The organism is Rhodoferax sp. ZS1R25 (genome assembly GCF_056521335.1).
This window is the reverse complement of the sequence record NZ_JBWMAZ010000001.1, coordinates 1,382,654-1,394,433: the sequence shown is the minus strand read 5'-3', so window position 1 is coordinate 1,394,433 and position 11,780 is coordinate 1,382,654. Positions and strand designations below refer to the sequence as shown.

General features: G+C 63.0%; 17 protein-coding genes. 2 read left to right on the top strand and 15 right to left on the bottom strand.

Features of this window, described 5'->3' with window-relative positions:
* Positions 1 to 6 precede the first annotated feature (6 nt).
* The 3 genes from AC097R_RS06705 to petA are packed head-to-tail and all read right to left on the bottom strand — an operon-like array spanning position 7 to position 2,843.
* Positions 7 to 762, bottom strand: coding sequence for a cytochrome c1 (locus AC097R_RS06705; protein ID WP_479596922.1), 756 nt, complete (start codon positions 760 to 762; stop codon positions 7 to 9).
* A gap of 18 nt (positions 763 to 780) precedes the next feature.
* Entirely contained in the window at positions 781 to 2,217 is a 1,437-nt protein-coding gene (locus tag AC097R_RS06700; RefSeq protein WP_479596918.1) for a cytochrome b, read from the bottom strand.
* Positions 2,218 to 2,228: 11 nt separating this feature from the next.
* The gene (gene petA, locus AC097R_RS06695; protein ID WP_477889737.1) at positions 2,229 to 2,843 is read right to left on the bottom strand and encodes a ubiquinol-cytochrome c reductase iron-sulfur subunit; all 615 of its coding nucleotides are present in this window, start codon (positions 2,841 to 2,843) and stop codon (positions 2,229 to 2,231) included.
* Between the two features lie 153 nt (positions 2,844 to 2,996).
* Between petA and mscL the strand changes: the two genes are divergently transcribed.
* Positions 2,997 to 3,425 (top strand): large conductance mechanosensitive channel protein MscL, encoded by a 429-nt coding sequence (gene mscL, locus AC097R_RS06690; protein WP_479596915.1) that lies wholly within the window; start codon positions 2,997 to 2,999, stop codon positions 3,423 to 3,425.
* Between the two features lie 81 nt (positions 3,426 to 3,506).
* On the opposite strand, the gene pdxA is transcribed toward mscL, so the two are convergent.
* The 3 genes from pdxA to AC097R_RS06675 are packed head-to-tail and all read right to left on the bottom strand — an operon-like array spanning position 3,507 to position 5,676.
* Positions 3,507 to 4,553, bottom strand: coding sequence for a 4-hydroxythreonine-4-phosphate dehydrogenase PdxA (gene pdxA / locus AC097R_RS06685; protein WP_479596912.1), 1,047 nt, complete (start codon positions 4,551 to 4,553; stop codon positions 3,507 to 3,509).
* On the bottom strand, positions 4,550 to 5,302 hold the full coding sequence (locus tag AC097R_RS06680) for a Nif3-like dinuclear metal center hexameric protein (RefSeq protein ID WP_479596910.1): 753 nt from the start codon (positions 5,300 to 5,302) through the stop codon (positions 4,550 to 4,552). The genes pdxA and AC097R_RS06680 overlap by 4 nt, the downstream gene beginning before the upstream one ends.
* The gene (locus tag AC097R_RS06675; RefSeq protein ID WP_479596908.1) at positions 5,299 to 5,676 is read right to left on the bottom strand and encodes a hypothetical protein; all 378 of its coding nucleotides are present in this window, start codon (positions 5,674 to 5,676) and stop codon (positions 5,299 to 5,301) included. Before AC097R_RS06675 ends, AC097R_RS06680 begins: the two co-directional genes overlap by 4 nt.
* A gap of 91 nt (positions 5,677 to 5,767) precedes the next feature.
* Between AC097R_RS06675 and AC097R_RS06670 the strand changes: the two genes are divergently transcribed.
* A complete protein-coding gene (locus AC097R_RS06670) occupies positions 5,768 to 6,910 on the top strand; it encodes a S1C family serine protease (RefSeq protein WP_479596906.1) in 1,143 nt (380 codons plus the stop codon).
* A 103-nt stretch (positions 6,911 to 7,013) separates the two neighbouring features.
* Here the strand turns inward: AC097R_RS06670 and tatC are convergent, their stop codons facing one another.
* The 9 genes from tatC to hisA are packed head-to-tail and all read right to left on the bottom strand — an operon-like array spanning position 7,014 to position 11,737.
* A complete protein-coding gene (gene tatC / locus AC097R_RS06665) occupies positions 7,014 to 7,805 on the bottom strand; it encodes a twin-arginine translocase subunit TatC (protein ID WP_310339892.1) in 792 nt (263 codons plus the stop codon).
* A 21-nt stretch (positions 7,806 to 7,826) separates the two neighbouring features.
* Entirely contained in the window at positions 7,827 to 8,270 is a 444-nt protein-coding gene (tatB, locus tag AC097R_RS06660; RefSeq protein ID WP_310339894.1) for a Sec-independent protein translocase protein TatB, read from the bottom strand.
* 13 nt (positions 8,271 to 8,283) lie between these two features.
* Complete coding sequence (gene tatA, locus AC097R_RS06655) at positions 8,284 to 8,520, bottom strand: Sec-independent protein translocase subunit TatA (protein ID WP_479596903.1); 237 nt, start codon at positions 8,518 to 8,520, stop codon at positions 8,284 to 8,286.
* A gap of 50 nt (positions 8,521 to 8,570) precedes the next feature.
* A complete protein-coding gene (locus tag AC097R_RS06650; protein ID WP_479596901.1) occupies positions 8,571 to 8,945 on the bottom strand; it encodes a histidine triad nucleotide-binding protein in 375 nt (124 codons plus the stop codon).
* Complete coding sequence (locus tag AC097R_RS06645) at positions 8,942 to 9,337, bottom strand: DUF4870 family protein (protein ID WP_479596899.1); 396 nt, start codon at positions 9,335 to 9,337, stop codon at positions 8,942 to 8,944. Before AC097R_RS06645 ends, AC097R_RS06650 begins: the two co-directional genes overlap by 4 nt.
* Positions 9,338 to 9,350: 13 nt before the next feature.
* Entirely contained in the window at positions 9,351 to 9,740 is a 390-nt protein-coding gene (locus AC097R_RS06640) for a phosphoribosyl-ATP diphosphatase (protein WP_479596897.1), read from the bottom strand.
* 4 nt (positions 9,741 to 9,744) lie between these two features.
* On the bottom strand, positions 9,745 to 10,158 hold the full coding sequence (hisI, locus tag AC097R_RS06635; RefSeq protein ID WP_201740886.1) for a phosphoribosyl-AMP cyclohydrolase: 414 nt from the start codon (positions 10,156 to 10,158) through the stop codon (positions 9,745 to 9,747).
* A 59-nt stretch (positions 10,159 to 10,217) separates the two neighbouring features.
* Positions 10,218 to 10,997 carry an imidazole glycerol phosphate synthase subunit HisF gene (hisF, locus tag AC097R_RS06630; RefSeq protein ID WP_479596895.1) on the bottom strand — a complete coding sequence of 260 codons (780 nt, stop codon included), beginning with the start codon at positions 10,995 to 10,997 and terminating at the stop codon, positions 10,218 to 10,220.
* Positions 10,997 to 11,737, bottom strand: a complete 741-nt coding sequence (gene hisA, locus AC097R_RS06625) for a 1-(5-phosphoribosyl)-5-[(5-phosphoribosylamino)methylideneamino]imidazole-4-carboxamide isomerase (RefSeq protein WP_310339907.1) — start codon at positions 11,735 to 11,737, stop codon at positions 10,997 to 10,999. The genes hisF and hisA overlap by 1 nt, the downstream gene beginning before the upstream one ends.
* Positions 11,738 to 11,780: the final 43 nt, after the last annotated feature.

Sequence of the window (11,780 nt, the reverse complement as noted above, 5' to 3'; positions counted from 1 at the left end):
CAGCAGTTACTTAACGTCTTTCCAGAACGCTGCGTTCAGACGCCACGCGAACAGGGTCAACACTGCCAAGAACAACAACACCCACACACCCACACGCACCCGGGTGTTCTGGGCAGGCTCGCCCATCCACTGCAGGTAGTTCACCAGATCGCCCACGGCTTGGTCATATTGAACAGACGTCATCGTGCCTGGGGTGATTTGCTTCCAGCCCGTGAACACATGTACTTCGTGGCCGTGTTGTTCCACGGTCTCGTACTGGGGTTCACGCTTGCCCTGCAATTCCCACAAGGCGTGTGGCATGGCAACGCTAGGGAATGCCAGGTTGTTCCAGCCGGTGGCCTTGGTGTCATCGGGGTAGTAGGTGCGCAGGTAGGTGTAGAGGTAATCTGCACCGCTGCCATTGGAACCCGCACGTGAACGTGCGATCACGGTCAGGTCAGGTGGATTGGCACCGAACCATTCCTTGGCTTGGCGAGGGTCGATGGCTGCCTTCATGGTTTCACCGACTTTTTCGGTCGTGAACAGCAGGTTGTCCTTGATCTGCTGGTCGGTCAGGCCGATGTCTTTCAAGCGGTTGAAGCGCATGAACGCGGCCGAGTGGCAGTTCAGGCAGTAGTTCACAAACAGCTTGGCACCGTTTTGCAGCGAGACCATGTCATTGGTCTTGACCGGGGCCTTGTCCCAGGCGATACCGCCGGTGTTGGCTTGGGCACCAGCAACCAGGCCGAGCGCCATGGCAAGTGTCATCAATACTTTTTTCATCTGTCTTTTCTCCGGCGCTCAGTGGGCAACGTAGGTGACGCGGGATGGCACGGGCTTGGCTTCACCCAGCGCGCTCCACCAGGGCATCAGCAGGAAGAAGCCGAAGTAGCCAAAAGTGAACAACTGGGACACGCGCTGCGCGACGTCCTGACCAGCCAGGCTGCCCCACACACCAGGTGCCTGGATACCGAGGTAACCCAGAATGGCGAACATGAACACGAAGGCACCATAGAGGTACTTGTGCCAGTCAGGACGGTAGCGGATGGACTTGACCGGGCTGTTGTCCAGCCAAGGCAAGAAGAACAGGATGATCACAGCGCCACCCATCACCACCACGCCCCAGAACTTGGCATCGATGGAGAGCATCAGCACGGCCACGACCACAGCCGCGCCACCAATCAGGCCCTTGAAGATGGTGGGCATCTTGACCTTGAAGATGCCAAAGGCTGCAGCACCCAGCACACTGGCGATCAGTGCATACATCATCTCGCTGGTGATGGCACGCAGCATGGAGTAGAACGGCGTGAAGTACCAGACGGGCGCAATGTGCGCGGGTGTCTTGAGCGGATCGGCCGGGATGAAGTTGTTGTACTCCAGGAAGTAGCCGCCCACCTCGGGTGCGAAGAAGATGATGGCGGTGAACACCATCAGGAACATGCTGACCGCAAAGATGTCATGCACCGTGTAGTAGGGGTGAAAAGGCACGCCATCCAGAGGGTGGCCAGCCGCATCGCGGGGAGCGTTGGGGCCCTTGATCTCGATACCGTCGGGGTTGTTGGAACCCACATCGTGCAGCGCCAACAAGTGCGCCACTACCAGACCCAACAGGACCAAAGGCACGGCAATCACGTGGAAGCTGAAGAAGCGGTTCAGCGTAGCGTCGCCCACCACATAGTCACCGCGGATCAGCAAAGCCAGATCAGGGCCGACCAAAGGAACAGCCGCAAACAGGTTCACGATCACCTGGGCGCCCCAGTAGGACATTTGGCCCCAAGGCAACAGGTAGCCCATGAAGGCTTCAGCCATCAGGCACAAGAAGATGGCGCAACCGAAGATCCAGACCAGCTCACGCGGCTTGCGGTAGCTGCCGTACAGCAGGCCGCGGAACATGTGCAGGTAAACCACCACAAAGAAGGCGGACGCGCCGGTGGAGTGCATGTAGCGGATCAACCAGCCCCATGGCACGTCACGCATGATGTATTCGACCGAACCGAATGCCAGCGCGGCATCGGGCTTGTAGTGCATGACCAGGAAAATGCCGGTCACGATCTGGATCACCAGCACCAGCAGCGCCAGCGAGCCGAAGATGTACCAGAAGTTGAAGTTTTTCGGAGCGTAGTACTCCGACATGTGCACCTTGTAGGCATCGAAAGCAGTGGGGAACCGGTTTTCAAACCAATTGGTCACCTTTTCGCCAGCCGAGGCATTAGGGGAGATGTCCTTGAATGTCGCCATGTCTATGTTCCTCAGGCTTTCTTGTCTTCGCCGATCAGCAGACGGCTGTCGGACAGGTACATGTGCGGTGGCACTTCAAGGTTGTCGGGCGCGGGCTTGTTCTTGAACACGCGGCCAGCCATGTCGAAGGTGGAACCATGGCAGGGGCAGAGGAAGCCGCCGTGCCAGTCATCGGGCAGCGAAGGCTGGGGGCCGACCTGGAACTTGTCCGATGGCGAGCAACCCAGGTGGGAGCAAATGCCCACGGCCACGAGAAACTCGGGCTTGATGGAGCGGCCTTCGTTGCGGGCGTACTCGGGGGTCAGCTCGCTGGGCTTGCGCTCGGATTTGGGGTCGGCCAACTGGGCGTCTGCGCCAGAGAGGGCGGCCAACTGTTCAGGTGTGCGGCGCACGATCCAGACAGGTTTGCCGCGCCATTCGACGGTCATTTTTTCGCCGGGCTTGATGCCCGAGATGTCCACTTCCACGGCGGCGCCGGCGGCTTTGGCGCGCTCGGAGGGCTGAAAAGTGCTCACAAAAGGAATGGCGGTGGCAACACCGCCCACTGCGCCGGCGCAGCTGGAAGCTATCAACCAGGTCCGTTTGCTGGAGTCGATCTTTTTGCTGTCGACAGGAGTTTCACTCATGAGAATCCTCAATGAACATCGCTAGTAAGGGTAAGCCGGGATTGTAGCTGACGGCAGTAGGGGCATTCAACGAGACGTTTGGTCCGGACACGTGCTTGCGGTCCACTTTTGTGGGTAATACTGCGGGTCTTTCAACCTCAATGGAGCCGAGCGATGGGAATGATTCAGGAATTCAAGGATTTCGCGGTCAAGGGCAATGTGATTGACTTGGCCGTGGGTGTGATCATTGGTGGCGCGTTTGGCAAGATTGTGGATTCAGTGGTGGGCGACCTGATCATGCCGCTGGTGGGCGCCGTGATTGGCAAGCTGGACTTTTCCAGCCTGTTTGTGGTGCTGGGTGCCGTGCCGCCGGGTACCGAGGCCACCCTGGCGGGCCTGAAAAAGGCTGGTGTGCCCGTGTTTGCCTATGGCAACTTCATCACCGTGGCGGTGAACTTTGCGATTCTGGCCTTCATCATCTTCCTGATGGTCAAACAGATCAACCGCCTGAAGAAAGAAGCCCCGGCCGCCGAACCCGCGGCCGTGGTGACACCCGAAGACGTGCTGCTGCTGCGCGAGATCCGCGACAGTTTGCAGAAATAACGCCCCCACGCTCCGCCGCTGCGCGGGTCGCTGCCCCCCAAAGGGGGCTAATTTGCCTTAGGGCGGCCCAGCGGCAAATTGTTAGCCGGAGCAGAGCTGGCGCGCCATGCGGATGGCGGCCAGCAGACTGGAGGGGTCCGCGCGACCGGTCCCGGCGATGTCAAACGCCGTACCGTGGTCCGGGCTGGTGCGCACCAGCGGCAGGCCCAGCGTCACGTTGACGCCCTGCTCCACCCCCAGGTACTTCACGGGGATCAGCCCCTGGTCGTGGTACATGGCCACCACCACATCAAATTCGCCCGGATGTCCCGCTGCGTGGCGGGCGCGCATAAACACCGTGTCGGGCGCGTAGGGGCCAAACACCTGGCAGCCCTGGGCCCGCGCGGCCTGCACCGCCGGAATGACCGTGTCCAGCTCCTCGCGGCCGAACAGGCCGCCCTCACCCGCGTGCGGGTTCACGCCTGCCACCGCAATTCGCGGTGCGCGGCCCAGCGTGCGCAAGAGCGCGGCATGGGTGATCAGAAGGGTTTCCAGCACGTTGTCCACGGTCACCGCGGCCAGCGCATCGCGCAGCGAGACATGGATGCTGACCAGCACGGTGCGCAGCTCGTCATTGGCCAGCATCATGCGCACGGGCATCGCGTCCACGGCCACACCGGCATGGCGTGCGGCGGCGGCCTGCAGCATTTCCGTGTGGCCCGGGTAGGCGTCGTACGGGGCACCGGCCGCAGATAGGGCCTCCTTGTGCAGCGGCGCTGTCACCAACGCGGCCACGTCGCCGCGCAGCGCGGCATCCGCTGCCCACCACACACAACGCCCAGCAAATTCACCGGCGGCGGCACTCACCTGCCCCCAGGCCACAGGCGCCAAGGTCTCGCCCACCTGCAACACAGGCAGGCAACGCGGCGGCAGTTGCGCCACCTCAGCGGGCGTGGCGATCTGCACCACAGGCAGGGGCACGGCGCCCTGCACCACGGCCAGCGCGCGGCGCATGGTCTGCACATCGCCGGCCACAAAGCAGCCTTGCAAGGCCTCGGGTTCGCGCAGGAAGGACTGGGCAATGATTTCGGGGCCGATGCCGGCGGCATCGCCCAGCGTCAGGGCGAGGGGAAGAACAGTGGCGCTCATGCAGGGTTGTCGATGTCGATGAAGGTATGGGCCATGCCCAGCTGGGCGGCTACGTGCGCGGCGACCGCAGGCGCGCCATAGCGCTCGCTGGCATGGTGGCCGCATGCGATGTAGGCCACGCCGCATTCGCGGGCGTAGTGGGCCTGGGGTTCGGAAATCTCGCCGGTGATAAAGGCGTCGGCCCCAGCCGCAATCGCGGCTTCAAAGTAGCCCTGGGCACCGCCGGTGCACCAGGCGATGCGGCGCAGTTGCTGCGTGCCACCGGGCACCAGAGTGACGGTACGGCCCAGTGTGGCCTGCACATGGTCTGCCAGGGCCTGGGCCGTACTCAGGGCTGCGGGCGCAGCGCCCAGAAAGCCTAGCTGCTGCTCGCCAAAACGTGCGTCCGCCACCAGCCCCAGCACCCTGCCTAGCTGCGCGTTGTTGCCCAGCTCAGGGTGGGCGTCCAGCGGCAAGTGGTAGGCCAACAGGTTGATGTTGTGCGCCAGCAGCAGACCCAGGCGCTGGCGCATCCAGCCGGTCACGCGGCCGTCGTAGCCGCGCCAGAACAGGCCATGGTGCACCAAGATGGCATCGGCGTTGGCGGCAATGGCTGCCTCGATCAGCGCCAGGCTGGCCGTAACGCCCGACACCAGGGTGTGCACCTCGGTGCGGCCCTCCACTTGCAGGCCGTTGGGGCCGTAGTCTTTGAAACGCTCGGGCTGCAGCAGCGCGTCCAGCGTGGTGAGCAAGGTGGTGCGGTCGGTCATGGGGTGATTGTCGGGGACGATTCGGGCTGCAGCGTGCTGTCGCAGCCCTGCCCGGCGGCTACCCAGCGGCGTGCGGCACGGTGCAGCACGGCCGTGGCCAGCGCCTGCACCCAGCACAGGCCGCGGCGCCCGGCCCAGGGCAGCGCCGCCTGCACCACCGCCGCGGGCGCAGTGATGGCGCCGCAGCGGTATGCGGCTTCGGCCTCGCTCCAACGCAACGCGTCGCACGCACCGTGGCGCTTGCGCGAGAGCAACATGCCCAGCGGACACGGTTCGACCAGACAGCACACGCCACAGCCGTTGCAGGCCGCGCCCAGTGCGGGCTTGCGCGGGGCTTCGGTATGGATGTGGATGGTGTGGGTGGGCAGTGGCATATGTGGCAGCCCCACTGTAACGCGGGGGTGCTTGCCGCCTACAATTTGCCCGGTGCGGCGCGCCTGTGCGCTGCAAATGCTGGATTTACCGATGAAACGTCTCTGGTTGCTGTTCTCCCAAACCGCCACGGTGCTGCTGGCAGCCTATTTTGTGGTGGCCACGCTCAAGCCGCAATGGCTGGGCCACACGCCCAGCGTGGGTGGCGTGGTTGCGCTGCTGGAAGCGCCCGCCCTGGCGCCGGGTGAAGTGCCACCCGGCAGCTTCCGCCTGGCCGCGCAAAAGGCCTCGGCCGCGGTGGTCAGCATCAACACCAGCAAGGCCGCGGCCAAGAACCCCAATGCCAACGACCCCTGGTTCAAGTTCTTTTATGGCGACCAGGGCAGCGAAGCCCAGGGCGGCCTGGGCAGCGGCGTGATCGTCAGCGCCAGCGGCTACATCCTGACCAACAACCACGTGGTGGAAGACGCCGACGAGATCGAGGTGTTTTTGAACGACGGCCGCCACACCAAGGGCAAGGTGATTGGCACCGACCCCGACAGCGACCTCGCCGTGGTGAAGATCGACCTCGACAAGCTGCCCACCATGGTGCTGGGCAACTCCGACAACCTGCAGGTCGGTGACCAGGTGCTGGCCATTGGCAACCCGTTTGGCGTGGGCCAGACCGTGACCAGCGGCATCGTCAGCGCGCTGGGCCGCAACCAGCTGGGCATCAACACCTTTGAGAACTTCATCCAGACCGATGCGGCCATCAACCCCGGCAACTCGGGCGGCGCGCTGGTGGACACCAATGGCCACCTGCTGGGCATCAACACCGCCATCTACTCGCGCTCGGGCGGTAGCATGGGCATTGGCTTTGCCATTCCCGTGACCACGGCCAAGCAGGTCCTGGACGGCATTGTGAAAGACGGCCAGGTCACGCGCGGCTGGATTGGCGTGGAGCCCAACGACCTGTCGCCCGAGCTGGCCGAGACCTTTGACGTGAAGACCAAAGAGGGCGTGATCATCACCGGCGTGCTGCAAAACGGCCCCGCCGCCCAGGCCGGTGTGCGCCCCGGCGACGTGATCGTGAGCATTGCCGACCGGCCGATTGCCGACGTGACGCAGCTGCTGTCGGTGGTGGCGTCGCTCAAGCCCGGCACGGCAGCGGCCTTCACCATCGAGCGCAAGAACCAGAAGGTGCAGCTGAACGTGACCCCCGGCGTGCGGCCGAAGCCCAAGGCGGCGCCCCACTAGACGGTGCAAGCCCCATGCAAAAAGGCGACCCCAGGGTCGCCTTTTTGCTATGGATTCAGGAGCTAGTCGCGCAATATCTACGGGGGCTAGCGGCCTAAAAGTTTTAAGAACCCGGGGTGGGCGCCTCTTCAGGCGGCGCCTGGGTGTGCTTGATGAAAATCTGTGCGGCCCAGATGCCAATCTCGTACAAGATGCACATGGGAATCGCCAACGCCAGCTGCGACACCACATCGGGCGGCGTGACGATGGCGGCGGCCACAAAGGCCACCACGATGAAGTAGCTGCGAAAGCCCTTGAGCTTCTCGATGCTGACCAGCCCCATGCGCGCCAGCACGATCACCACGATGGGCACCTCAAACGCCAAGCCAAAGGCCAGGAACATGGAGAGCACGAAGTCCAGGTAGGACTCGATATCAGGCGTGGCCGAAATGCTTTTGGGCGCAAAGCTCTGGATGAACTTGAACACCTGGCCGAACACAAAGAAGTAGCAAAACGCCACGCCGATGAAGAACAGCAGCGTGCTGGAGATCACCAGGGGCAGCACCAGCTTTTTCTCGTGGCTGTACAGGCCCGGCGCCACAAAGGCCCACACCTGCCACAGCACCACCGGCAGCGCCAGCAAAAATGCCGTCATCAGCATGATCTTCAGCGGCACCAGAAACGGTGAGATCACCGAGGTGGCGATCAGCTTGCCGCCCGCGGGCAGCGAGGCCACCAGCGGTGCGGCCAGGATGTCGTACAGCGCGGCGGGGCCAGGGAAGATCGCCAGCACGGCCAGCGCCACGCCCACGGCGATAGCGGCCTTGACCAACCGGTCGCGCAGCTCCATCAAATGCTGCACAAAGGGCTGCTCGGTGCCGGCAAGCTCGTCTTGCGGATTGTTGTCTGATGCCATGGGGAAAAGTGTTGGTGCCGGTCAGCGCACGCGGGGCGGACGGAACCGTGCCACGCGGGCTGCGCCCGACTGCGCCCGGGTACGCACGCCAGCGCGCGCCTTGTACCACTGGGGCATGGCGCCTTGCTTAAGGCGCCAGTTCTTGTTCGGGTGCTTGTATTGGGGGGCTTGGGGCTCCAGCGCGGCGTCGGTGGCGTCAGACCACGATTTCTCGAAATCGCTGGCCTGCGTCTGGATGGAGTTTTCCACGTCGCGGGCCGCTCCCTCCACCGTTTCGCGCATCTTCTTGAGCTCGTCGAGCTCCATGGAACGACTCACCTCGGCCTTCACGTCGGCCACATAGCGCTGCGCCTTGCCGAGCAAGGCGCCCACCGTGCGGGCCACTTTGGGCAGCTTCTCCGGCCCGATGACGATCAACGCCACCGCGCCGATCAGCGCCATCTTCGATATGCCGAGATCAATCACGCAGTGCTATCGCTCAGTGTTTTTGCTTGGCTTCCACGTCGATCGTGGTTTTTTCAGAGGCGTTGGCTACTTGCTGTGCGGGGGCAACGGGCTTGTCGTCGGCCGAGGCTGCGCCGTCCTTCATGCCGTCCTTGAAGCCCTTGACCGCGCCGCCCAGGTCAGAACCGATGTTCTTGAGCTTCTTGGTGCCGAACACCATGACCACGATCAGCAAAACGATCAACCAGTGCCAAATAGAAAATGAACCCATGATTTACTCCTAACGATGTATTGAATTCTAGTCGCCGCGTGTGAACGCGATCAGCCGCGCAGCCAGGGACGCGGACCGCCCATGACATGGAAGTGCAGGTGGTGCACCTCCTGCCCCCCTTCCGCGCCGGTGTTGGTCACCAGGCGGTAGCCGCCATCCGGGTAGGGATTGCAACCCTCCTGCAAGGCCAGCTTGGGTACCAAGGCCATCATATGCCCCATCAGTGCGGCATGTTCGGGCCCCACATGCGCCATGCTGGCAATGTGGGCTTTGGGCACCAGCAAGAAATGCACCGGCGCCCAGGGGTTGATGTCGTGGAAAGCGTAGACCTGCTCGTCCTCGTAGACCGTTTTGGACGGGATCTGTTTGGCGATGATCTTGCAGAAAATGCAGTTGGCGTCGTGCCCTGGCGTGTGCTCACTCATGCACCAATCTCCTGTCCCTTGTTCATGGCGATGAAGCCGCTGATGATGCGATAGAGGAACCACAGCGAAACCAGCCCCCAGGCGATGTAGCCGGGGATGATGAGCAGGAGCCACAGGGGTGTGGTGACGAGGTACAGCAGCCCCGCAATCAACACCGAGCGGATGCGCCAGCGGAAATGCGAGGCGTGCCAGGTGCCGGCTGCATCATCGCGCTTGACCATGTCCAGAATCAGCGCCGCCAGCAGGAGAGCCACCCCGAACTGGCCGCCGGGAATGAAGGCGCTGATGGCCACAATCAGGTGCAACACATAGCTGATGGTGCCCACGGTGTTGAGCGACTGCAGCTTTTGCAGGCTGGCCGCGTCATTGGGGGTGGTGAAGTTCTGGCTCATGCGCACTCCTGGTTCAGGGTTCAGCTTTGGGCTCCGCCTCACGCGCAATGACTTTGCGCAGGGCTTTTTCTTCCAGGCCGCTGGTGCCCACACGGCGCTCCAGCTCGGCAATCACATCGGCCGGCGACAGACCATAGTGCGACAGCGCCACCATGCAATGGAACCACAGGTCGGCCACTTCGTAGACGATCTTGCTGGCGTCGCCGCCGTGGTCTGCGTCCTTGGCGGCCATGACCACCTCGGTGGCTTCTTCACCAATTTTCTTCAAAAAGGCGTCGGGCCCCTTGTGCAGCAGGCGGGACACGTAGCTGGCATCCGGGTCGCCACCATTGGCCAACTTGCGGCTTTCAATCACGGCGGCCAGGGCGGCCAGGGAGTCCTGCGAAGTCGAAGTGGAGGGCATAACGCTATTTGTAGATGGATTCAGGGTCTTTCAAGACCGGATCGACAGATTTCCATTCACCATTCTCCAACACGCTGAAAAAACAGCTGTGGCGGCCGGTGTGGCAGGCGATGCCGGGCTCATGGCCCAGTTGGGTCACCTTGAGCAGGATCACGTCGTTGTCGCAGTCCATGCGGATTTCGTGCACGGTTTGCACGTGGCCGGACTCTTCGCCCTTGTACCAAAGCTTGTCGCGCGTGCGGCTGAAGTACACGGCCCGGCCCAGCTCCACGGTCTTTTGCAAGGCCTCGCGGTTCATCCAGGCGAACATCAGCACGTCGTTCGTGCCCTGCTCCTGCGCAATCACGGGCACCAAGCCCTTGGAATCCCAGCGGATGTGTTTGAGCCAGCTCACAGGCGGTGTGGGGGTGGGTTCCATGTGCTATCCAATTTATAGCTGCTCGCGCAGCGTTTACGGGGGCTAGAGGCCTAAAACGCTTAAATCCGCACGGGGATGCCGCGTTCGGCCATGCGGGCCTTGGCCTGGCCTACGGTGTACTCACCGTAGTGGAAGATGCTGGCGGCCAGCACCGCATCAGCCCCGCCCTGCTGCACGCCATCGGCCAGGTGGTCCAGATTGCCGACACCGCCCGAGGCAATGACGGGCACGCTGATCGCGTCGGCCACGGCGCGGGTCAGCGCCAGGTCAAAGCCGCTCTTGGTGCCGTCGCGGTCCATGCTGGTGAGCAGGATTTCGCCAGCCCCGCGGCGCGCCATCTCGGTGGCCCAGGCCACGGCGTCCAGGCCGGTGTTTTTGCGGCCACCATGGCTGTACACATCCCAGCCGGCACCGCGGGTGGCAGCGTCTTCCGCAGAGCGGCGTTTGGCGTCAATGGCCACGACGATGGCCTGGGAGCCGTATTTCAGGGAGGCGTCTTCAATGACTTGCGGGTTGGACAGCGCGGCCGAGTTAAAGCTGATCTTGTCGGCCCCCGCGTTGAGCAGACGGCGCACGTCTTCCACCACACGCACCCCCCCCCCCACAGTCAGCGGGATGAAGACCTGGCTGGCCACGGCTTCGATGATGTGCAGGATCAGGTCGCGCCCATCGCTGGTGGCAGTGATGTCCAAAAACGTGAGTTCGTCGGCGCCCTGGTCGTTGTAGCGGGCCGCGATTTCGACGGGGTCACCGGCGTCGCGCAGCTCTACGAAATTGACACCCTTCACGACGCGACCGCCGGTCACGTCCAGGCAAGGAATGATGCGTTTAGCGAGCATCAGCCGTTCAATTCGTCGGCGCGGGTCTGTGCAGCAGCAAAGTCCAGGTCGCCGCTGTAGATGGCGCGGCCGCAGATCACGCCCTCCACGCCTTCGTCTTCCACGGCGCACAGGGCTTCAATGTCGGCCATGTTGGACAAGCCGCCCGACGCAATCACGGGGATGGTCAGGGCCTGGGCCAGCTTGACGGTGGCATCGATGTTGATGCCGGACAGCATGCCATCACGGCCGATGTCGGTGTAGATGATGCCTTCGACGCCGTAGTCTTCAAATTTCTTGCCCAGGTCCACCACGTCGTGGCGGGTGAGCTTGCTCCAGCCGTCGGTGGCCACTTTGCCGTCGCGTGCGTCCAGGCCCACGATGATGTGGCCGCCAAACGCGGTGCAGGCGTCTTGCAGAAAGCCTGGGTTCTTGACCGCGGCGGTGCCAATGATGACGTAACGCAAGCCGGCGTCCAGGTAGCGTTCGATCGTGTCCAGGTCGCGGATACCGCCGCCCAGTTGCACGTCGATCTCGTTGCCCACTTCCTTGAGGATCTTGCGGATCGCCATCTCGTTTTTGGGATGGCCGGCAAAGGCACCATTCAGATCGACCAGGTGCAGACGCCGTGCCCCTTTGTCCACCCAGCTGCGGGCCATGACCGCGGGGTCCTCGCCAAACGTGGTGGATTGGTCCATATCGCCTTGTTTGAGGCGTACACAGTGGCCGTCTTTGAGGTCAATCGCAGGAATTAAAAGCATGGTGCTTCAGGGTTGGAGGGAAAGGAGAGTCGCGTTGCCAGAT